Below are 20,647 nucleotides of genomic sequence, written 5' to 3'. Positions count from 1 at the left end.
GGTCAGGCCGGGACGGCGACGGCCTCGCGCAGCAGCCGGCGGGCCAGCACCAACCGGTCGGCGTCGTCGTCCAGGCCGGGCAGGTCCCCCACCCGGATCCCGCCCCCGGTGAGCAGCGCACGCAGCGCGGGCCCGCACTGCGCCGGCAGGGTGATCGTCCGGTCGAACAGGCGCAACTCCAGCTTGCCGTCGCCGGTGGCGGTGAGCTGCCAACGCAGCCCGCCCCGGGGGGCGATCCGGCTGTCGGCGTCGAGCGCGTCGAGCGCGGCGGCCTGGGCCAGGGGGCGGATCGGCGCCGGCCGGGCGGCGGGCCAGGCCCGCCGCCGCAGCCGGGCGGCCACCGACACCGGGTCTGCCCGCAGCAGCCAGTCGCGCAGCGCCTCGACGGTCTCGGTGAGCTCCGGCTCGATCGCGTCCGGGTCGGCGACGTTGGTGCCGAACGGCAGCCCGGCACGCAGCCGGGAATCCTCGGCCGCGAGCGCCAGCAACTCCTCCACCAGGGCGTACCGGGTCAACGCCCGGATACCCACGGTCAGGTGCAGGGAGCGGGACTCCTGCGCCTGCGCGCTGTGCAGCCAGCCGCGCGGCAGGTAGAGCGCGTCACCCGGTTCGAGCACGACATCCAGCGCGGCGGGGCCGGAGGCGGTGGCGGAGACCTCGTCGGCCCGGCCGCCCCACGGCTGCCTCTCCAGCGGATCGGGCAGCACCGGCGGGTGGATCCGCCAGTGCTTGCGGCCGTCGACCTGGAGCACGAAGACGTCGTGGGTGTCGTAGTGGGTGGCGAAGCCCTGGCTGCCGGCCGGGGTCAGGTAGGCGTTGACCTGCAACGGCTGTGCCAGCGCGGTGCCCAGGTCGCGAGCGAAGTCGACCAGCGCCGGCCAGGTGCGGTGCAGTCCCTGCAGGACCAGCGTGGCGCCCGAGGCGTACAGCTCGAGAATCCTCTCGTCGAGGACCTGGTCGCCGATCTCGGCGCCCGCGCCGCCGCCGCCGGTGTAGCGGGCCGCGGGCACGAGCTGGCCGTCCTTCGCCACCCGCAGGAACGGGGTACGCAGGCCACGCCGGCTGAGCAGCTCGTCGGCGTCGGCGGGGCTGAGCAGATCGGAAAAGCCGCACGGGTTGGGCAGCTCGGCGGCGCGGGAGAGCAACGGCTCCCGCCCCCAGTAGGCGGTGGCGAACTTGGCCGGCTCGACGCCGACGCAGCGGGCCAGGGCGTCGGTGGCGGAGGACGGCACCGCCGGGCGGCCACGGCCACCCGGCGGGTCGATGATCGTCATGACGGTCGGTCAGTCGGCGCTGCCGTCGGCGCCGCCGTCCTGCTGGCCCGGGGTCGCACCACCGTCGGCCGGGCCCTCCGCGCCACCGTCGGCGCCGCCGTCCTGCCGGCCCGGGGTCGCACCACCGTCGGCCGGGCCCTCCGCGCCACCGTCGGCGCCGCCGTCCTGCCGGCCCGGGGTCGCACCACCGTCGGCCGGGCCCTCCAGGCCGCCGCCGCTGGTGGTCTGCATGTCGTCGTCGTTGAGTGCCATGGGTGCTCCCTCGGGTGTGCCGCCCCGCCGTCGGTCGGGGTCTGTCGTGCAGGCGGTGGTACCCCACGCCGGATCTTCTCTAACCACACCGTAGACCCCGAAGCCCGGCGACACGGGCGGTTCGCCGGGCCTGCGGGCCGTCCATCACTGCCGCCGTCCGCTCGGGCTCGCCGAGGGCGGCCGCGGCGAGGGCGGCCGAGGTCTCCGTCAACCCGGGCCGCCGGGCGGCGGGAACCGGCCGGCAGTGCCAGGATGGGCGTCAGGAACGGGACAGGGAGGTCGTGTTGGGACAACCGGAGCCGTTGACGCCGGTGGCCGAGGACTGGCAGCGGGCACTCGCCGTGGTGGCCCACCCGGACGACCTGGAGTTCGGCGCCGCCGCCGCGGTCGCCCGCTGGACGGGGCAGGGCAAGGAGGTCGTCTACTGCCTGGTGACCAGCGGCGAGGCGGGAATCGACGCGGTGCCGCCGGACCGGGCCCGGGTGCTCCGCGAGGAGGAGCAGCGAGCCTCCGCCCGGGTCGTCGGGGTAACCGTGGTGGAGTTCCTCGGCCTGCCCGACGGCCTCCTGGAGTACGGCGTGCCGCTGCGCCGGGCGATTACCGCGGTGATCCGCCGGCACCGGCCGGATGTGGTGATCACCAACAACTTCCGGGAGACGTGGGACGGGGCCACGGTGCTCAACCAGGCCGACCACATCGCCACCGGCCGGGCGACACTGGACGCCGCCCGGGACGCCGGCAACCGCTGGATCTTCCCGGAGCAGCTCACCGATGGAGTCGAGCCGTGGAACCGGGTCCGCGAGGTCTGGGCCGCCGCGTCGCCCCGGTCCCGGCACGGCGTGGACGTCACCGACACGTTCGCCGCCGGGCTGGCGTCGCTGCGGGCGCACGACGCGTACCTGCGCGGGCTCGGCGACGGCAGCTTCGACCCGGAGGAGTTCCTGGAGGGGGTCAGCCGGCCCGCCGGGGCCCGCCTCGGCGTCCGCTACGGCACCGCCTTCGAGGTCTTCCCGCTGGACCTGCAATAGCGGGCGTGGTGTTCCTGGTCGACACCGATCGCAGGCGTGACACGGCCCGCCCCGCAGGCGGCGGAACGGGCCGGCCGGGCACCCGGTCAGGGCATCATCCGCCGCAGTTCCCCGGGCATCGTCGCCTTGACGTCGGCCCACTCGCCCTGGGTCACGTGCCGGCGCAGGGTGTCGAGCACCACCTGCACCACTCGTTCCGGGCCGCCCTCCACGTCGTACGGGAAGCCCTGACGGACCTCGTAGAGAAAGTCGTCCCGGTTGAGCTTGATGGGCACGTTGTCCGGCTGCCAGCCGTCGAAGTAGATCCCGCGCACCAGCACCGGCAACTGCTGGGCGAACTCCACACTCTCCTGCGTCGGCATCCGGTCGCGCAGCAGGTGCAGGACGGTCCGCAGCGCCGCGTACGACTGGTTGCGCTGCTCCTTGGGCCAGCCGTACGCCGCCTCGATGTCCTTGAGGATCAGGTTGGTCTTGTCCATCGACGATTCGAACGCCGAATGCAACTGCTCAGCCATCTCGCCACCCCCGCGTCTCGGTCTCCCATCCCCGGTCGTCGTCGCGCCGCGGCGGTCCGGACGGGCCGCGCCGGCGCTCGATCGGGCTGAACCGACCGGTCCGTGCCGGCCGCCGGACGCCACCGCCCGCGCCGACCACGTGCAGCACGACGACACCCCGTGGGTCCGCCACCACCCGCACTCCCATACCGGTCACCTCCGTGCCTGGCTCGGGCCGGTCGGACGCCGACCGACAGCGCCCATGCTGCGCCGCCGGTGGGTGAGGGCACCTCACCCACCGCGGGTGACGCCGGTGGCGACGGGGTGGCCCGGCCGCCGCCGGTGACGCGAGCGCCGCCGGTGGCCCGGGCGCGCAGGGCGTCTCCGCGCGTATCCGCGCGGGCGGCGGCCGGGACGACCGGCACCGGAAGCGGGCCACGGCAAGTTCTTACCGGGCGGTTACCGGGCGGCTCGGGGGCGATCTACGTTCCGACGGCGGCCGTACCCCCGGACGTAACCGGCACCGCGGTGCCCGACGCGCCGCCCACCGAAGGGACCGAGATGACCGCCAACCGAAATCGGGGCCGACAGCGCAGGACCAGAGCCGTCGCGGCCGTGACCGCGATCGCCGCCGTGGGTCTGCTCACCGTGACGTTCGTGTCCGGCGGCGGCCGCGGCACGGCCTCGGCGGAGGCGAACCTGGCCGACTTCGTCCCCATCCAGCAGGTTCCCCCGAACGTGGTGACGCCGCCGCCGGCAGCCAGGGCGTCCACCGGCGTCTTCACCGTGGACTGCGGCACGAACCGCAACGGCAAGTTCAGCCCGGACAACCCGGTCGCACAGCCCGGCATCCGCAACGGCGCGGAGCACCTGCACGACTTCGTCGGGAACCTGGCCATCGACGCCAACACGCCGAACGAGGCGTTGGCGGTCGCCGACACCACCTGCCGCAACGGCGACCGCTCGTCGTACTTCTGGCCGGTGGTGCGGATCGACCAGTCGGTGCGCGCGGACCGGGACGCCCAACTGGCCCAGGCCCTGTCGACGACGCAACCGAAGGTATCGTGCCCCCGGGTCGCCGACCGGCTGCCCGCGATGCCCACCTCGGTCGGCAGCAGAGTGCGGAGCGACCTGGCCGCCCTCGACCGGCAGATCGCCGCGGCCAACGCCGCGATGACGGCCAGCCGGGGAAGGATCGACCAGCGGCTCAACCGGTCGGTGATCCAACAGCTCCGCGCCGAGCGGGCCACGACGATCAAGCGGATCGCCACGACGATGAGCCGCGCGGGCAGCCGTCCCACCGGTTTGGTGTCCCTGGTGGACTGCGAGATCAGCTACGACGGGCTGCACGCCGCCCACACCGGCGACACCCGGGCCGCCAGCGGTGCCAACCCGATCGTGCGGTGCCCCAGCGTGCGCGACAAACTGCCCGAGGTGCCGGCCCCGGCGGTCAACGAGGTGAACCGCACCCTCGACCTGCTCGACCGGCAGATCGCCGAGGCCAACCAGCGGCTGGCCACCAGCAAGGGCGAGGGAGGCCCGAACTTCGCCGAGAACGCCGTGGTGGGGCCGCTGCGGGCCAAGCGGATCGCCGCGCTGGACCGGATCGCCATCGCGATCGGCCGCACCGCGCAGCGGCCGGCGGGGCTGGAGGCGCTGGCGCCCTGCGCGCTCGACACCCGCCCGGTCGGTGAGCAGCCCGCCGAGGAGGGCGACGACGGCGCGACCGACGAACCCTCGGCGCTGCCCGAACCGCAGGGCCCGAACCTGGAACTGCCGAACAACACCGGTCGCATCGTGCAGCCGTCGAAGGTACTGATCGAGTACCGGGGCAACCCGACCTCGACGGTGACGCCGATGCCCATGTTCCTGCGGGCGCTGACCGGTGACTCGAAGCCGATCAGCCGTGGCCCGGCCAATGCCCGAGCCACCTGGACCTGCTCGGGCTTCGCCGACCGGCTCTCCGACAAGTACCCGATCTGCCCCGACGGCAGCCAGGTGCTGCGGGTGCACGACTTCCCCGGCTGCTGGGACGGCCAGAACGTCGACAGCGCGAACCACCGCGACCACCTGGCCTTCGCCGACCCCGCGACCGGTGCCTGCCCGGCGGACTTCGTGGCCATCCCCCAACTGCGGATCACCATCTCCTACGACATCCCGCGCTACATCCAACTGCGGGGCCAGTACGCGCTCGACTCGTTCCCGGAGGAGAACCACAACCCGTTCTCGGACCACAACGACTTCATCAACGTCAACTCCGCGCAGCAGATGAAGAAGATCGCCAAGTGCATCAACGCCGGTCGCCGCTGCGGGTAGCCACCCGCAGCGCCCACACGCCGGTCGTCCGGCGGGCCGTGCCCGCCGGACGACGGTCGGTGTCCGCACCAGCCCGCGCTGACCGACGATGGACGTGTGACATCGGTTCACGCCGTCAGTGCCGCACCCCCGGTGGAACGTGCGACGAGTGGGGCCAGCCATCCTGGACACCCTACGTAACCCACTCATGGCCACAGGTGAGTAATGATGCCGACAACCGAACGTCGACAGCGAAGAGGATATGTAATGTGATCAATCCATGATCAGGTTTCGGAGGGAGTCACCTTGAGACCCAAGCTGTTGCGCGGGGCCGTGGCCGCCACGCTGGCTGTGGTGGTCACCCTGCCGCTCGGTGCACAACCGGCACAGGCGTTCGACGTCTCCAAAATCGTCACCGTGGTGAAGACGGCCTACGAGCTCTACAAGACGTTCAAGGGTGGCGGCATGTCGATCGACGAAGCCACCACGAAGATCATCGCCTCGATCAACAGCGCGAAGACTGACATCATCTCGCAGATCGACCGGGTGGCCACCGCCCAGGCGCGGGCCTGCGCGCAGAGCTCCATCATCGACTTCGCGGATATCCAGACGTTCACCCAGGACACTCTGCAGGCGTACGCCCGCGACACCACCGCCTGCGTCACGCTGATCGACAGCCTGCTCGACGTCGTCACCGACAAGGGCGCCGCCGACCAGCTCGGTTTCGCGATCAACGCCGTCGGCCCGATCGCCCTGGTCGCCCGCAGCCGCGCCGGATTCACCACCGCCGCTCTGCTCGGCACGGCGGTGCACGGAAACGACACCACCCTCACCAGAATCGCGCCGACGTGCAGCGCCGGGTTCGAGGGAATCGGCTCGGGTGGACCCGTGAACGGGGCCAGGTACCGGGCGGTGACCACCTGCACCGCCTACGACGGCCAACGGGCCACCAAGTCGATCACCATTGTCTGGCCGCCGACGAGCAACCCGTTCGACGTCCCCGGCGTTTCGGCACAGGCAGCGAGCAACACCAGCTACGTCCAGGCCAGGGCCGTGCTGCCGATCCTCCGGTCCATATCCGCCTGACGCCGCGAACCGGCGTGGTGGACCCCGATCGCCGCCGGAGCCCCGCGCCGCGCTGGGTGTCCCTCACCTGGCGACATCCACCTGAGGGACACCCTCACTCACCGCGGTGTCGTCATCCTGCGAAGGGCGTGATGCCGATCTTGTCGACGATGGGCGCGTACCGCGAGCGCAGCGGCTCGGTGTACCGGTCGCTGATGTAGGTGCCGCCGTCGAAGTCGGGCAGCTCCTGCGCGGCGAAGCGGATCGTGTTCGTCCCGGCGTGCAACCGCACCGGGATGGTCAGGTACCAGAAGTTGTTGGCATGGAAGGTGTGCGGGAACAGCACCCGCCGGTCCGGTCCGCCGTTGATGGAGATGTCGGCGGGGCGGGCGAGCGGGTCGGGGTTGTAGTGGGTGGCCGGCGCCTGCTCCGGGTTGGAGTAGCGCACCGTCAGCGCGTACGTCCCCGTGGCCGGCGCCTGGACGGTGAAGGCGAGCGTGTTGCCGTTGCCCGGCTCGCCGCCGACGTCGGTGACCGCCTTACCGCCGCTGGCCAACGAGTATGCGGTGGCCGTCGCGGTGCCGGCGAGCGTGGCGTCCTCGGCCTCGTACCAGTCGGGGGTCAGCGTGCCGGTGGTCTTCTCCACCCGCACCCGGTCCAGGTAGAGGTTGCCGGAAACGCCGGCCACGGTCACCTTGTTGACGCCGCCGGACAGGACCACCTTCACCTGCGTGGACTTTCGCACCTCGATGATGGGCTGACCGTTCACGCGCAGAGCGGCGCGTCCGCTCCCGCCGCTGGTGTCGACACTGAGCGTGTGCTCGCCGTCCTCGGCCGCGTACACCCAGAAGGTCGCGGACTGCCGCGCGGCCAGGTGGGCCCGGCCGGACCCGGACACGCCGCGCCTGCTGTAGTCCACCCGCGCGCCGGCCAGCGTGGCGTACTCGGCCTCGTAGCTAACCTGCTTCGCGGCCGGGTTGGGCAGCGCGAGAGTGATCCGGTCGACGATCGCGTCGCCCTTGGTGCTCTTCGTGCCGTCCAGGCTCCGCGCGGCCAGCGTGATCACGTGGTCGCCCTTGGTCAGTGAGACCTTGGTGTCGGTGTGGTCCCACACCACCCACTTGTAGCCCAGCGGCAGGTGCAGCTCCTGTTCAGCTCCCCCGTCGACGCGCAGGAAGACGTTGGTCGGGCCCTGTTCGGCGACGGCGCCGAAGGTATTGAGCGAGTTGGCGAACACGCTCAGGTCGTACACTCCGGTCTCGGGCACCGACACCGGGAAGTCCAGCGTGAGGTTGGAGCCGGTGCGCAGGCCGCCGACGCTGTGGGCGCCGGAGGTGTAGAACTTGGACACGTTCGACGGCGTGCCCTCGGGGCCGTTGCGGAAGTACGGGGAGCCGGTGTGCCCGGCGCTCTCCGCCTCGTAGCTGGCGCTCCACAGCTTCGGCGCGACCGCCGTGGCGGTCGCGTTGCGACCCGGGGTCAGGACGATCTGGTACGCCGACGACTCCTTCAGTCTCGGCAGCGCGCCGCCGAAGTCGAAGCTGACCGTGCCGTCGACGACCCGCTGGTCGAGCTCGGCGACGATCTCCGGCTGCGCCGAGTCGCCGATCTGCCCGGTCCACGGGATCTCCTGGATGACCGCGTGCACGGTCGCGCCGAACATCCCGGCGTTGCCGAAGGTGATCGCGCCCACGCCGGCCGCGCCGCCGAACAGCGCCCGCGCCTGCCGCTTCCTGTCGTCCACGGTGGCTACACCCTGCATCGTGTAGCTGGCGTTGGGAAACGGCGGAGTGACCTTCACGGTGTGACCGCTCATCTGGGCATACGCGTGCAGCAGCCACCACTGGCCGTTGCCGCGGTTGGCCTGGACGGCCGAGTCAGACAGGTTGCCGTCGATGTTCCAGTACGCGATGTCGGCATCCACCTTGGACTCCTCGATGGCGGAGATCCACTGGATCATCTGGCCGGGCACCGACGTGTGGTAGTTGAACGCGTACTCGTTGATGTTGATCGGCAGGTGCCGGCCCTCGTGGACCGTGCCGGCGAAGATCCTGTCCTCCCAGCCACGGTAACGCGCCACACTGGTGCGGATCCTCGCCGGGTCGCTCAGCTCGTGCCAGGTGAACACCTCCGGCACGGTGCCCGCCGCCACGGTGTGCCGCAGGAACCCCTCCGCCTGGTTGTAGAGCACACTGGTGTTCGGCCCGGCGATCCGGGCGTCCGGCATCTTGCCCTTGATCAGCGCGTACACCTCGTCCCAGGCGGCGAAGAAGTGCCGCGGGTCGTTCAGCCAGCTGACCCGGTTGTAGCTCCACTCACCGGTGCCGAACATGTTGCCTTCCGGCTCGTTGAACGGCACGAAGACGATGTTGTCCCGGTACTCCGGCTCCAGGGCGAGGACCTGGTCCACCTGCTTGGCGATCTTGGCCTTGAAGTCGTCGAGTCGGGCCTGCGGGGTGTCACCGGGCCACCGGTACGGGAAGCCCCGGTAGATGTCGGTCATGTAGATGTAGACATCACCGTCGGTGGCGTCGGCCAGCGGCCTGACGACCTCGAGCGCGTCGGCGCCGGGATGCTGCGGGCCGTCCTGCGCCTTGGTGGAGACCGTGCGCAGCTTGATGCCCTCGATCAGGTTCCGGGACGGCAGCCCTTCGCCGTACAGGCCGTAGAGGACTCCGGAGGCGCCGCCGTGGAACGCGCCGGTCTCGGTGCCGAGGTCGATCAGCAGGTCGCCGGGGGCCACCACGCGGACGCGGGCGGTCACGGTGATGTCGGTACCGGTGAGCGTGCCCCGCACGGTGACGATGCCGCTGCGCTGGTAGACCGACGGATCGACGGCGTCCCACGCCACAGCGACCTCACGGTCGATGCCGTCGGAGTACGCGCCGCTCACCGTGGGCAGGGTGGGCACGGTCCCGACCGGCGTGGTCAGGTCCAACGTCGTCTGCCGCACACCGGTCAGGGTAGCCACGTGATCACCGGCCAGGGTGGCCACCTGCGTATCGGTGAAGGCGGCATCGTAGACACGGAAGTCGTCCAGCGCGCCGGCCAGGTACGGATGTCCGCCCCAGAACGGCTTGCCGAGAAAGCCGGAGGTCGTGTTGGTGGCCGAGTGCATGGTGGCCGCCAGGTCCAGCGTCGCCTGGGTGCTGCCGACCTTGACGCCGTTGATGTAGTAACTGGTCGTCTGACCGTCGATGGTGGTCACCAGGTTTACCCACTGTTCGGTGGGCAGCTTCTGAGTGGCGGTGACACCGACTTCGGACCGGCCGTTGACCGGCTTGATGGAGGATCGGGTCTTGCCCACGCCGCCGTACGACGGGGTGATGAAGGTGGCGGTGTTGAGGTCCTTGCCGATGCAGTAGACCCACTGGAAGTCCGCTCCGCCGGACCACTTCACCCAGGTGGAGATGGTGGCGGCGGACAGGTCCCGGAACAGGCCGTTCGGGAGCGACACGTAGGGGGCGGTGGTGGAGCTCGCCGCCCCGCCGGGCAGCTGCAGCGCCGTCGAGCCGTCCACCCCGGCGCCCTGGCTGGCCGAGCCCGGGTTGACGAGGGTGCCGTGCAGGCCGGAACCGGACCGGTCGGTGATCACGCCGGTGGACAGGTCGCCCTCGAAGTCGTAGCGCAGCACGAGCCGGCCGGGGTCGGAGGCGGCAGCCGGCGCGGGCGCTCCGCTGAGGATGCCGGCGCCGAGGGCCACGGCGAGTGCCGTGGCCACCAGTGGTCTGGTCATGGCGTTGTTCCCATCAGGAGAGGGGGTTGGTGGACTCGTGGGTGGCGCTCCCCCGTGGGCGCCGGTGTTCGTAGGCGGCGGCGAGAATCAGGTAGCCGCTGGCCGTCCAGGTGTAGGCGCGGTCGCGCAGCCCGGCGCCGCTGAGCGCGTCGAAGTTCTCGGCGAAGCCGGAGTGTTCACACAGGGCTCGGAATCGGTTGCTGACCTCGTCGGCCAGCCCGGTGAAGCCGCTGCGCCGCAGGCCGTCCTCGATGAGGACCGTCGCGGGCGCCCAGATGGGGCCGCGCCAGTAGCCGTCGGCCTGGTAATGAACCGACGTGGGCAGCTCGGTGGCCAGCCCGTGCGGTGTCAGGTGCGACTTGATCCGGTCTGCCAGGGCCTGCCGGACCGGGTCGGGCAGTTCGTCGGCGAGCACGATGGGCATCAGGTCCAGCAGGCTCGTGCTGGTCCAGGTTCGTCGGCCGCCGGCGGCCCGGGTGATGAACTCCTGCCCGGTCCACAGGTCCAGCAGCGCCGCGCGCATCTGGTCGGCGCCCTCGATCCATGACGCGGCCTCGTCGGCACGTCCCAGGTGGCTGGCCAGATCGGCGAGTTCCCGCATCTGGAGTACGAGGAACGCGGCCAGGTCGGCGGACTCGACCACCCGCCCGGAATCGAACGTGGTGGCGTTGTCCCAGCCGCTGTCGTTGCCGTGCTGGTAGTGCGCCAACACCTGTCCGGGCACCCGGCGGGCGGTCAGCCAGAAGCGGGTCCACCGCTCCAGCCGCCGGTACGCCTCGGCCAGTTCGTCGTGCCCCAGGGTGGGCATCCGCTGCCGCAGCCGGCGCAGGGCCCAGCCGTGGATGGGTGGCTTGACGAAGTTGTAGAGCACCTCGGAGTGCGTGACGGAATCCGGCAGTGCGCCGGCGGCGTCCTGGTGCTCGAACGGCAGCTGGAACTGGTCCCAGGCCAGGTCCGGCAGTCCGGGTGCGAGGGCGAACGCGTTGAAGCAGTGATCCCAGCTCCACACCTTGTCCATCCAGTGCTTGCTCATCAGCACGGCCGGCCGGGTGACGAATCCGGCGGGGCGGACGGTGGCCGACCACAGGACGTAGGCGGCGAGCTCGGCGGCCGGCGTGTGTTCGGTGCGCCAGGGCGCCACCGCCGTCACGAACTCGGTGAAACTGGCGGCCGCCGCCGCGGCGGCCTGGTCGAAGGTCAGCGCCGTGCGGTACGGGGGCCGGGCGCTGTCGTACTCCTCGATCGCCACCTCCCAGGCGCCCTCGTCGGCGAGGACGACTCCCCGCTCGGCCGTGCCGAGTTCCTGCGCGCCGCTGACGGTGACGGCCGGACCGGAGAGCACCGTGACGCGGTAGCGCCGGCCGGTCTCGTAGAGGGTGAACAGGTACGAGCCGTCGACCGGATCGCGCAGGAAGTACGCACCGGAGAACGGGGTCAGCACCGGCGCGGCGGCGACGATGCGCAGACCGAGTCCGTCACCTCGGACCCGGACGGTGTCGGTGGACTCGTAGGCCAGCTCGATCTGGCCGGCACCGTGGGTCCACGTCAGCCGGGACGGCACGGCCGTGAGGGTGGTCTCCACGCGGGCACCCCCGGCGTGCGGAACGAGCCGTAGCACCGGGTGCAGCCCGGTCTGGTGTGACACGAGGTGTACGTCGTCCGCGTAGGTCCTCTCCGCGATGACCGGGGAGAAGTCGAACCATGATCCGCAGTGGCTGAACGGGATCTCCCGTACCGAGAACTGCGGACCGGGTGGGGCGACGGGCATGGTGATGCTCGCTTTCGCTGGTTGCGGTGGGGTTAGTCCTTCACGGCACCGGTGGTGACGCCGGCGGCGATGTAGCGCTGGGCGACGACCAGCAGCACGGCCGCGGGGATCGACGCCACGACCGCGGTCGCCATGATCGCGTTCCACTGCTGGTTGTTGTTGCCGATATAGGCGTAGATGCCGAGGGTGATCGGCCGCAGCCCGCCGCCGCCGTTGAGGGTGGAGGCGAAGACGAAGTCCGACCAGGCCCAGAGGAACGCGAAGAGCGCGACGGTGATGCCGGCGTTGCGACTGACCGGCAGGATGACCGACCAGAACGTCCGCAGCGGCCCGGCGCCGTCCACCGTGGCCGCCTGCGTGATCTCCTCGGGGATCCCGGACATGAACGCCTGGAAGATGAGCACCCCGAACGGGACGGCGATCGTCGCGTCGGCGACGATCAGTCCGGGCAGGGTGTTGAGCACGCCCAGGTTCAGGTATATGGCGTAGAAGCCCATCGCCATGATGATTCCCGGGATCATCTGGGCGACGAGGAGCACGAAGCTCACCAGGCCGCCGCCGGCGGGTCGCAGCTTGGCCAGGGAGTAGCCGGCCGGCGCCGCGACGAGCAGCGTGAGGGCGACCGTCCCGAACCCGACGAGCAGGCTGGTCCCGAGGTGCGGCAGTTGCTGGTCGACGACCGCGCGGTACCCCTCGAGCGTGCCGTCGATCGGGAACAGGTCCGGCGGGGTCTTGCGCATGTCCTCGTCCCGGGTGAACGAGACGTTGACCATCCAGTAGACCGGGAACAGCATCAGGGTGGTCAGCACCAGGCCGATTCCGGTCTTCCACCAGGTGGTGGCCCGCCTCATGCCGTACCTCCCTGCCGGCGCTGCACGCGGATGTAGACCAGCCCGAACGCCAGCGCCGCCACGATGAGCAGGTTGCCCACCGCGGCGCCCGGCCCGAACTGCGGCAGCAGGCTGCCGAACCCGAGCTGGTACGACCAGGTCGCGAGGGTGGTGGAGGAGTCGGCGGGGCCGCCCTTGGTCATGATCCAGATGATGTCGAAGACCTTGAGCGTGTAGACCAGGCCGAGCAGCAGGGTGATCGCGGAGACCGGGCGCAGCAGGGGGAACGTCAGGCGCCAGAACCGCTGCCAGCCGGTGGTCCCGTCCAGCGCGGCGGCCTCGTAAATCTGTGGCGGGATGCCCTGCAGGCCGCTGTAGAGCAGCACCAGGTTGAACGGGATCCCGATCCACACGTTGGCGATGATCACGGAGGCGAGCGACCAGTCCGGCGAGGTGAGCCAGTTGACCGGGTCGACCCCGAGCACCCCGAGGAACGTGTTCACCACGCCGGCCTCGCTGTTGAGCATCCAGGACCAGGTGGACGCCGACACGATCAACGGCAACAGCCACGGCACGAGAAAGAGCGCCCGGAGTGTGGCGGAGAGGCGGAAGTGCTGGTGGAAGAAGACCGCCAGCGCCATGCCGATGCCGAACTGGAGCACCAGCGAGGCGGCGGTGAACACGACCGTGTGCGTCAGCGCCGGCAGGAACGTCGGGTTGTCAACCACCTCACGGTAGTTCGCCAGGCCGATGAAGGGCGCGTCGCCCTGCACGAACGAGCGCACCGTGTAGTCGCGCAGGCTGAGGTCCAGGTTGCGGTAGAGCGGATAGGCGTAGAAGGCGATCAGGTAGGCCAGCAGCGGAAGCAGGAAGGCCCAGGCCGCCCACCGTCCCGTGCCGCCCCCCGCCGGCCGGCGGGACGGGCGGGCTCGCGGCCGGGCGGGCTCCCGCGCCGCCAGGTCACGGGACGCCGTCTGCGTCGAGGAACTCATCCGTACGCGCTACTTCGTCGCCGCGGCTGCCGCCGACTGCGCTTCGGCCAACGCGGCCTGTGGGGTCTTCGACCCGCTCAGCGCCGCCTGCACGGCCTTCCACATCTGCTCGGAGACCTTCGGGTACTTCGTGCCGAGGTCGTCGCCGGTGCGTCCCCTGGCCGCCCCGACCGCATCGACCCAGACCTTCAGCTCCGGGTTCTCGGCGACCTGCTTGGCCTGCACGGTGGCCGTCGGCGCGATGTACGACAGCGTCGTGTCGGTGGCCAGCAGGTTGTCGCTGCTGGTCAGACAGGTGACCAGCTTCTGCGAGGCGGTGTACCGGTCGGTCTGCTTCTGCACCGGGATGGTGACGAACTCCCCGCCGGTCGGGGCGGGCGCGGTGCCACCGTCCTTACCCGGGATCGCGATGATGCCGTACTCGAAGCCGAGCTTCTTCGCGTTGGCCACCTGCCAGGTGCCGTTCTCGGCGAAGGCGAAGTCGCCGCTGGCGAACTCCTGCCAGCTCGTCGTCTGCGTGTTGTTGATGACCGAGTTCGGTGCGTGGCCCTTCTTCAGCCAGTCGGTCCACAGGGAGACCGCCGCGACGCCCTCGGGGGAGTCCAGCTTGGTCAGCTGCGCGCCGCTGCCCCAGAACCACGGCAGGAACTGGAAGCTGCCCTCCTCGGTGCCGATGGCGGAGAAGGTGATCCCCTTCTTGCCCGCGGCGGTCACCTTCGCCAGGGCGGCGTTGAGCGCGGCCCAGTCGGTGAGCGACGCCGGGTCCACACCGGCGGCGGCCAACACCGCCTTGTTGTAGTAGAGGGCGAGCGTGTTGGCGCCGATCGGCACCCCGTACGTCTTGCCGCCGCTCTGGCCGGCGCTGAGCAGGTTCGGCTCCATCGCGGAGGTGTCGAGCCTGGTCTCCTCGGTCGTGGTGAGGACCCCGGCCTCGGCCAACGTGGACACGACGGGGTTGTCCACGATGAGCACGTCGGGCGAGTTGTTCTGTTGCGCCGCGAGCAGGGCCTTGTTCGTCAGGTCGGTGGTGTCGTAGCCGGTCCGGGTCACGGTCACCCCGGCGTCGGTGCCGCACTTGGTGAGCAACTTGACCCAGGCCGAGCTGTCGTCGAACTGCGGGTACGGGTCCCAGATGGCGTACGTCCCGCCGGCCGCGCCGCCCGAGCTGTCGCCCGACGAACACGCGACGGCACCGCCGGCCGCGACCAGAGCCGCCAGCGCCACCCCGAGGGTACGCTGTCTCCTACCAAACGACTTCACGATCTATCCCCTTGTCATGGGTGGGTCGGGAGGCTGACTGCCCGCCGGGGCAGGCAGCGGGCTTGTCGTGGTATGGGTTGATCATCGAATCGGTTCGCCGAATCGGTTCGACAGAACATAGGTCCGTCCGACCACCCGGTCAAGAGGTGACAGGACGTTCCGTGAGCTCGGGTATGACCAGCTCGCAGCCTCGGGGCTGGCCCGTTGACACCGATTGCCGGCCGAACCTAGGCTGGTCGAATCGGTTCGCTGCAGACGACGGCCCGAGAGCGGGCCAGGCCGGGCCGGACGCTGCGCGAAGCTGACCAGGCGCGCGCCACAGCAGCGACGCCACGGCGAGGAGTGGGATGAACATCGGGGAGATCGCCCGTCGGGCAGGGGTGTCACGCAGCACCGTGTCGTACGCGCTCAGCGGCAAGCGAGCGGTCTCCGACGAGACCCGGCGGCGCGTCCAAGCCGTCATCGACGAGCTGGACTACCGCCCCAACGCCGCAGCCCGCGCCCTGAAGGAGGGCCGCACCCGCACCCTCGGGCTGGTCATACCGCCAGCGAGCCTCCGGCTGACCGACATGCAGCTCGACTTCGTGGCCAGCGTGGTCGAGGCAGCCGCCCGAGCCGACCTCGATGTGCTGCTCTCCCCCTCCGGCGGCGACCACGACCGATCCTTCGAACGGGTCGTCAGTGGTCGGCGGGTGGACGGCGTCATCCTCATGGAGATCCGCCTCGAAGACGAACGCGTCACGCGCCTACAGCAGACCGGCGTCCCGTTCGTCACCATCGGCCATACCGCCAACCCGGACGGCACCTGCTGGGTGGACGTCGACTACGCCACCCTGATCGCCCGCTGCGTCCACCACCTCGCCGACCTCGGCCACCGCCGGATCGCCCTCGTCAACCGGTCCGCCGAACTCGTCGCCTCCGGCTACGGCCCCGCCCAGCGGGCGTTGAGCGGCTTCACCGAGGCCATCGCCCAGCGCGGCCTGACCGGGGTCGACCTCTGCTGCGCCGACGACGCCACCGCCGGCGCGGCCTGCCTGGCGCAGCTGCGCGACGAACACCCGGACATCACCGCGATCGTCACCATCAACGAAGCGGCCCTCCCGGGCATCCAACGCGCCCTCGAACAGGCCCGCGTCGCCGTACCCGAAGACCTCTCCATCACCGGTGTCCTGGCCCGCCACTGGGCCGAGGACTTCCGCCCTCCGCTGACCGCCGCCGACGTGCCGACGGAGATGGGTACCTACGCCGTCGACCTGCTCATCGAGCGCATCGCGACCCCCGAGGCGCCGCCCCGGCACCTGCTGTTCACCCCGGCGATCTCGTTGCGCGCCAGCACCGGCCCCACGCCGCGCCGGTAGGCTCGGCCGTTCCCGTCGTCGCCGAGGAAACCCCGGAACCGCTTTTTCGGTGTATCGCCGGCAGGTCCCATCGTGAGACGCCCCCGGGCGAGGACGGCGGCCGGCGGGCCGGCGTCAGCCGCCGAACGCAGGGATTCGGGTCGCCGGGATGCTCCACCCGGAGTCGCGCAGGGCCCAGGCGGTTCGGGAAGCGGTGCCCATTCTGGTCTCACCCACCGGAAAGGACCTACCGCGCCCCCTGGTCCGGCCGGCCACCCCGGGGAGCGCGCTCAGGCGGCCCGCCGCTCCCGCGTCTGCTTGCAGGCCACGCAGGCGGTCGCCGACGGGAAGATCTCCAGGCGCTCCATGGGAATCGGCGCCGAGCAGCCCTCGCAGAAGCCGTAGGTGCCCTCGTCGAGCCGGGTCAGCGCGTGCTCGAACTGGGCGCGGCGCTCCAGGATGGTCCGCAGCAGGGACTGCGCGGTGTCCCGCTCGGCGGTCTTGGTGCCGCTGTCGGCCTGGTCGTCGCCGGCGGTGTCGGCGACCTCCACCAGCCGCAGCACCTGGCTCTGCGCGACCGCCTGCTCGTACTCCGCGGACAGCTCGTCGTAGCGGGCCTGCAGGGAGAGTCGAATTTGGTCGATCTCCGCCTGAGATCGGCCCGTACCGACCGTGTCGTGGACGAGCATCACTGCCTGCCTTTCCTGTGGCCTGTGAGCGTCCGGGCGGTTCGGCCCGGATACGGTAAACCCGGGCGAGATCACCCGTGCCTGTTGAGCCGGGCGATTACCCACCTGTCGAGCGGGCCAAACCGCCGATTTCCCGCTTCGGCCGGGCGCCTCAGGGCGACTCGACGACGGCCGGATGCCGGGGGTCGTCGGCGCGGACGACAACGTCGGCGAACGTGGCGGGTGCGACCTCGTCGGCGTACCGGTCAAAGGCCGGCAGCGTCCAGCGCAGCTCCGGGTCGGTTCGCCGGGCCAGGGCGGCGGGAGAGAGCGCCAGGTGCACGGTGAGGTCGAACGGCAGGCCGCCGCCGAGCAGCAGCGCCCCACTGACCAGCAGCACCGCGCCGGGCGGCAGGTCGACGTACGCGGCCCGGCTGGCCCGGTCGGTGGCGGCGTCCCAGAGCGACGGCAGGACCCGCCCGGACCCGCCGGGGCCGGCCGGGTCGAGCACCTCGCGGCGCAGCCCCGCCTCGTCGGTCCAGCCCTCGTAGTAGGAGTCCGGGTTGGTGCGGCCCTGCTCGTACCGGGTCGAGGCCGGGCGGAGGAAGTCCTCGGCGCGGATGCGCAGCACCGGCCGGCTGCCCGCCCGTAGCGGGTCGACGAGGTCGTCGGCGAGCCGGTCCGGCGCGGCTGCGGGCGGCCCGTCGACGGCCACCCGCAGCCGGCCGGGCCGCTGCCCGCCCGGCACGACCGGGCCGGCCATGGTGAGGACACGTTCGGTCAGCTCAGCGACGAGTCGCTCGGGTGAAACGGGTCGGACGCGCATCCGACCATGGTGCCCCGGCCGGTCAGCCGGTGCGGTCGATGGTGACCCGGGCGTCGTCGGCGAGCCGGTAGCCGACCCCGTAGACGGTGGTGACCAACGGGACGTCCACCCCGACCTTGCCGCGCAGCCGGCGCACGTGCACGTCGACCGTGCGGACCCCGGCGTGCTCGTAGCCCCAGACCGCGTTGAGCAGCTGCAACCGGGTGAAGACCCGGCGCGGGTGGGCCACCAGGTGCAGCAGGAGGTCGAACTCCAGCCGGGTCAGCGGCAGCGGTTCCCCGTCACGCAGCACAGACCGGCTGGCGGCCAGGATGTGCAGGGCCGGGATGGTGGAGGCGAGCGGGCGGGCCGGGCCACGGCCGGCCGGGACCGGCTCGGGCCGGCGTTCGGCCGGCACCCCGGTCGTGGTGATGGTGCCCTCGCCCCGCTCCAGCATCTCCCGAGCGGCCTCGAGCAGCCGCCGGGCCGGCGGGGTCAGCGCCTCCTCGTTGGCCAGCGGGATGGACAGGGTCACGGTGAGCACGGGAGCGGCGGTGTTGGCCGGGCGACGCTGGCCACCGGGAGGACGACCGGGGACCGCGGGTTGGGACGTATGCCATCCGGCGCGCGACGAGGCGGGGCTGACCGACATGGTCCTCCTTGGCTGGTCCGGGTAATCCCACGGCCCGGGACGCCGCTTCATCGATGCTTCCGGGCCCCTGAGCGGGGGTCAAGAGCCGGCCGCGTTGCATGAATGTGACAATTGACGAACACATCGCAGCCGAACCCTCGCTCTGCGTACGAGCCAGATGATTACAGCAGAGTCATCACGACGGACCGCGACGGGGGTACCCACCTCGTACACCACCCGGTCGGGGCGACCCGGGCGGATGCGGGGCGAGGTGATGGCGACGACGAACATCGGGGGCCACCCGCAGTGGCGGGGTGGCCCGCCACCCCGGTGGGACGCGACGCCCAGCCGGCGGCCACCGGGGGTGAGCTGGAAGGGCAGCGATGGGTCCAAGCGCAGCAGCCAGACAACCGGGTGTGCCGGATGGTGGGACGGCGTGCCCTCCCCCTGGTCAGCGCAGGACGGGCGGCTCCACCCGGTAGCCCGGCACCGAGGGCCAGCGCACGGTGAGCAGCACCGACTCGCGCTCGGCGTACCAGGTATGGTCGACCCCCCGACCCCAGAGGACGTAGTCGCCGGGCTCCGCGAGTACCACCGTGCGATCCCGGAACTCCACCCGGAACCGGCCGCTCACCAGCACCAGCAGCGCTGTACGCCGCTCACCCGTCGCCCACCGCGACCGGGCCTGGCCCGGCGGGTGGACACCCCACTTCACCTCGACCTCGGTGCTGCGCCGGGGGTCGTCGACGGGCAGGAAGTGGCCCAGCAGCCAGCCGCCCTCGGCGGCGCCGTCGACTGCCGCGTTGCCCACGTACACGTCGTCCATGACCCTCCCGTCGTGGGCTGGGAAGCTACCAGCCCCCGCCGCGCCGGGAGCACTAACCTGGACGGGTGACCGACGACCTGGACGCCGACACGCTGGCCTTCGCCCACCGGATGTTCGACCTTGCCCGGGGCGGCGCGACCGAGGAGTTGAGCGGGTACGTCGACGCCGGGCTGCCGGTGAACATGACCAACGACAAGGGCGACACGCTGCTGATCCTGGCGGCGTACCACGCCCACCCGGAGACGGTGGCGGCGCTGCTGGCCCGTGGCGCCGACCATTCCCGCGTCAACGACCGGGGGCAGACCGCCCTCGCGGCGGCGGTGTTCCGGCGCGACGCGGAGGTGGTCCGGGCCCTGCTCGACGCCGGCGCCGACCCGGAACACGGCAGCCCCTCGGCGGCGGAGACCGCCCGCTTCTTCGACCTGCCCGAGATGCTCACCCTGCTCACCACCCGCTGAGGCCACCATGGACGATCCCGTACCCGAGCGGATGCGCGCGGCGGCCACCGCGCTGCTGGACGCCCTCGACGAGCCGGCCCGGGCCGCCGCCGGCCACGCCTTCGACGACAGACGGCGACGCTGGCTGGAGTACCGGCCCCGCCCCAGGCCCGGCGTGTGCCTGGCCGACCTGGACCAGGCCGGCCGCAAGGCCGCCCACCGGCTGCTCGCCACCGCGCTCAGCCCCGGCGCGTACGCCCAGGCGATGGCGGTCGTCGCGCTGGAGGAGGTGCTGGACCGGGCGGAAGGGTGGCGGCGCGGCCGGCACAGCGGCGACTTCTGGGTGGCCGTGTTCGGCGACCCGGGGCGCGACGACCGGTGGGCCTGGCGGTTCGAGGGGCATCACCTGTCGGTGAGCATGACCGTGGTGGACGACGAGGTCTCCCCCGCCCCGGTCTTCCTCGGCGCGAATCCGGCCGCCGTCACGCATGCCGGCCGGCCCGTGCTGCGCCCGCTGGGCGTCGAGGAGGACCTGGCCCGGGAACTGCTGGCGGCCATCGGCCCGGCCGGGCGGGACGCGGCGATCGTCGCCGACGAGGCCCCGGTGGACATCGTCAGCGCCACCCGGGCGTCGGTGGACGCGCCGCTCACCCCGCTGGGCGTGCCGCGTGGCCGCCTCGGGGTCACCGGACGGGCCCTGCTGGACCAACTCGTCGCTCTCTACCTGGACCGGCTCCCCGCCGAACTGGCGGCCCGGGAAGCCGACCGGCTCGCCGGCGGCGAGACGTACTTCGCCTGGGCCGGGTCGACCCGCCCGGGTGGGCGCCACTACTACCGCGTCCAGGGCGACGACCTGCTGATCGAGTACGACAACACCGCCGACGACGGCAACCACGCGCACACCGTGCTGCGCCGCCCGGCCGGCGACTTCGGCGCCGACATCCTCGCC

18 protein-coding genes are annotated in these 20,647 nt (G+C 71.6%); 6 read left to right on the top strand and 12 right to left on the bottom strand.

The genetic code is table 11. The annotated features are described in order from the left end of the window. Positions 1–2: 2 nt before the first annotated feature. Together E1193_RS19205 and E1193_RS19200 are read right to left on the bottom strand one after the other, a co-directional pair. Positions 3–1,274, bottom strand: a complete 1,272-nt coding sequence (locus E1193_RS19205) for a cupin domain-containing protein (protein ID WP_132184578.1) — start codon at positions 1,272–1,274, stop codon at positions 3–5. Positions 1,275–1,283: 9 nt separating this feature from the next. Next, positions 1,284–1,526, bottom strand: a complete 243-nt coding sequence (locus E1193_RS19200) for a hypothetical protein (protein WP_132184577.1) — start codon at positions 1,524–1,526, stop codon at positions 1,284–1,286. Between the two features lie 281 nt (positions 1,527–1,807). On the opposite strand from E1193_RS19200, the gene E1193_RS19195 reads away from it, so the two are divergent. Beyond that, complete coding sequence (locus tag E1193_RS19195; protein WP_243707780.1) at positions 1,808–2,554, top strand: PIG-L deacetylase family protein; 747 nt, start codon at positions 1,808–1,810, stop codon at positions 2,552–2,554. Positions 2,555–2,640: 86 nt separating this feature from the next. On the opposite strand, the gene E1193_RS19190 is transcribed toward E1193_RS19195, so the two are convergent. After that, complete coding sequence (locus tag E1193_RS19190) at positions 2,641–3,069, bottom strand: DUF2267 domain-containing protein (protein WP_132184575.1); 429 nt, start codon at positions 3,067–3,069, stop codon at positions 2,641–2,643. A gap of 594 nt (positions 3,070–3,663) precedes the next feature. Between E1193_RS19190 and E1193_RS19180 the strand changes: the two genes are divergently transcribed. Both E1193_RS19180 and E1193_RS19175 read left to right on the top strand, forming a co-directional pair. Further along, the gene (locus E1193_RS19180; RefSeq protein ID WP_243707779.1) at positions 3,664–5,364 is read left to right on the top strand and encodes a DUF1996 domain-containing protein; all 1,701 of its coding nucleotides are present in this window, start codon (positions 3,664–3,666) and stop codon (positions 5,362–5,364) included. Positions 5,365–5,649: 285 nt separating this feature from the next. Next, positions 5,650–6,429 (top strand): hypothetical protein, encoded by a 780-nt coding sequence (locus E1193_RS19175; protein ID WP_132184572.1) that lies wholly within the window; start codon positions 5,650–5,652, stop codon positions 6,427–6,429. A gap of 112 nt (positions 6,430–6,541) precedes the next feature. Here E1193_RS19175 and E1193_RS19170 read toward each other — a convergent pair whose 3' ends face one another. From E1193_RS19170 to E1193_RS19150, 5 genes are read right to left on the bottom strand one after another with little or no spacing between them, the layout of a single operon-like run. Next, entirely contained in the window at positions 6,542–10,144 is a 3,603-nt protein-coding gene (locus E1193_RS19170; protein WP_132184571.1) for a LamG-like jellyroll fold domain-containing protein, read from the bottom strand. Positions 10,145–10,157: 13 nt separating this feature from the next. After that, the gene (locus E1193_RS19165) at positions 10,158–11,912 is read right to left on the bottom strand and encodes a glycogen debranching protein (RefSeq protein WP_132184570.1); all 1,755 of its coding nucleotides are present in this window, start codon (positions 11,910–11,912) and stop codon (positions 10,158–10,160) included. 32 nt (positions 11,913–11,944) lie between these two features. Next, complete coding sequence (locus tag E1193_RS19160; RefSeq protein WP_132184569.1) at positions 11,945–12,763, bottom strand: carbohydrate ABC transporter permease; 819 nt, start codon at positions 12,761–12,763, stop codon at positions 11,945–11,947. After that, on the bottom strand, positions 12,760–13,734 hold the full coding sequence (locus E1193_RS19155) for a sugar ABC transporter permease (RefSeq protein WP_132184568.1): 975 nt from the start codon (positions 13,732–13,734) through the stop codon (positions 12,760–12,762). The genes E1193_RS19160 and E1193_RS19155 overlap by 4 nt, the downstream gene beginning before the upstream one ends. 9 nt (positions 13,735–13,743) lie before the next feature. Further along, a complete protein-coding gene (locus tag E1193_RS19150) occupies positions 13,744–14,994 on the bottom strand; it encodes an extracellular solute-binding protein (protein WP_132184567.1) in 1,251 nt (416 codons plus the stop codon). Between the two features lie 347 nt (positions 14,995–15,341). Here E1193_RS19150 and E1193_RS19145 point away from each other — a divergent pair, with 347 nt between their 5' ends. Further along, the gene (locus E1193_RS19145; RefSeq protein WP_132184566.1) at positions 15,342–16,352 is read left to right on the top strand and encodes a LacI family DNA-binding transcriptional regulator; all 1,011 of its coding nucleotides are present in this window, start codon (positions 15,342–15,344) and stop codon (positions 16,350–16,352) included. Positions 16,353–16,621: 269 nt separating this feature from the next. Here the strand turns inward: E1193_RS19145 and E1193_RS19140 are convergent, their stop codons facing one another. The 4 genes from E1193_RS19140 to E1193_RS19125 all read right to left on the bottom strand — a co-directional run bounded on the left by E1193_RS19140 (position 16,622) and on the right by E1193_RS19125 (position 19,261). Next, complete coding sequence (locus E1193_RS19140) at positions 16,622–17,020, bottom strand: TraR/DksA C4-type zinc finger protein (RefSeq protein WP_132184565.1); 399 nt, start codon at positions 17,018–17,020, stop codon at positions 16,622–16,624. Between the two features lie 151 nt (positions 17,021–17,171). Then, on the bottom strand, positions 17,172–17,825 hold the full coding sequence (locus E1193_RS19135; protein WP_132184564.1) for a uridine kinase: 654 nt from the start codon (positions 17,823–17,825) through the stop codon (positions 17,172–17,174). Positions 17,826–17,847: 22 nt separating this feature from the next. Continuing rightward, positions 17,848–18,456, bottom strand: a complete 609-nt coding sequence (locus E1193_RS19130; RefSeq protein WP_132184563.1) for a winged helix-turn-helix domain-containing protein — start codon at positions 18,454–18,456, stop codon at positions 17,848–17,850. Between the two features lie 430 nt (positions 18,457–18,886). Next, positions 18,887–19,261, bottom strand: coding sequence for a signal peptidase I (locus E1193_RS19125; protein ID WP_132184562.1), 375 nt, complete (start codon positions 19,259–19,261; stop codon positions 18,887–18,889). Between the two features lie 65 nt (positions 19,262–19,326). Between E1193_RS19125 and E1193_RS19120 the strand changes: the two genes are divergently transcribed. Further along, a complete protein-coding gene (locus E1193_RS19120) occupies positions 19,327–19,719 on the top strand; it encodes an ankyrin repeat domain-containing protein (RefSeq protein WP_132184561.1) in 393 nt (130 codons plus the stop codon). A gap of 7 nt (positions 19,720–19,726) precedes the next feature. Further along, positions 19,727–20,647: DUF3500 domain-containing protein (locus E1193_RS19115; RefSeq protein ID WP_132184560.1), on the top strand; the 921-nt coding region annotated here is incomplete at its 3' end.

This window comes from Micromonospora sp. KC606, assembly GCF_004348675.1.
Classification (GTDB): domain Bacteria; phylum Actinomycetota; class Actinomycetes; order Mycobacteriales; family Micromonosporaceae; genus Micromonospora.
Note: the sequence above shows the minus strand (reverse complement) of the source record. Positions and strands in the feature narration are given on the sequence as shown.

Coding starts and splice junctions, on each gene's coding strand:
- E1193_RS19205 (WP_132184578.1), bottom strand. CDS start 1,274: ATGACGATCATCGACCCGCCGGGTGGCCGTGGCCGCCCGGCGGTGCCG.
- E1193_RS19160 (WP_132184569.1), bottom strand. CDS start 12,763: ATGAGGCGGGCCACCACCTGGTGGAAGACCGGAATCGGCCTGGTGCTG.
- E1193_RS19125 (WP_132184562.1), bottom strand. CDS start 19,261: ATGGACGACGTGTACGTGGGCAACGCGGCAGTCGACGGCGCCGCCGAG.
- E1193_RS19140 (WP_132184565.1), bottom strand. CDS start 17,020: ATGCTCGTCCACGACACGGTCGGTACGGGCCGATCTCAGGCGGAGATC.
- E1193_RS19200 (WP_132184577.1), bottom strand. CDS start 1,526: ATGGCACTCAACGACGACGACATGCAGACCACCAGCGGCGGCGGCCTG.
- E1193_RS19130 (WP_132184563.1), bottom strand. CDS start 18,456: ATGTCGGTCAGCCCCGCCTCGTCGCGCGCCGGATGGCATACGTCCCAA.
- E1193_RS19155 (WP_132184568.1), bottom strand. CDS start 13,734: ATGAGTTCCTCGACGCAGACGGCGTCCCGTGACCTGGCGGCGCGGGAG.
- E1193_RS19165 (WP_132184570.1), bottom strand. CDS start 11,912: ATGCCCGTCGCCCCACCCGGTCCGCAGTTCTCGGTACGGGAGATCCCG.
- E1193_RS19135 (WP_132184564.1), bottom strand. CDS start 17,825: ATGCGCGTCCGACCCGTTTCACCCGAGCGACTCGTCGCTGAGCTGACC.
- E1193_RS19170 (WP_132184571.1), bottom strand. CDS start 10,144: ATGACCAGACCACTGGTGGCCACGGCACTCGCCGTGGCCCTCGGCGCC.
- E1193_RS19145 (WP_132184566.1), top strand. CDS start 15,342: ATGAACATCGGGGAGATCGCCCGTCGGGCAGGGGTGTCACGCAGCACC.
- E1193_RS19190 (WP_132184575.1), bottom strand. CDS start 3,069: ATGGCTGAGCAGTTGCATTCGGCGTTCGAATCGTCGATGGACAAGACC.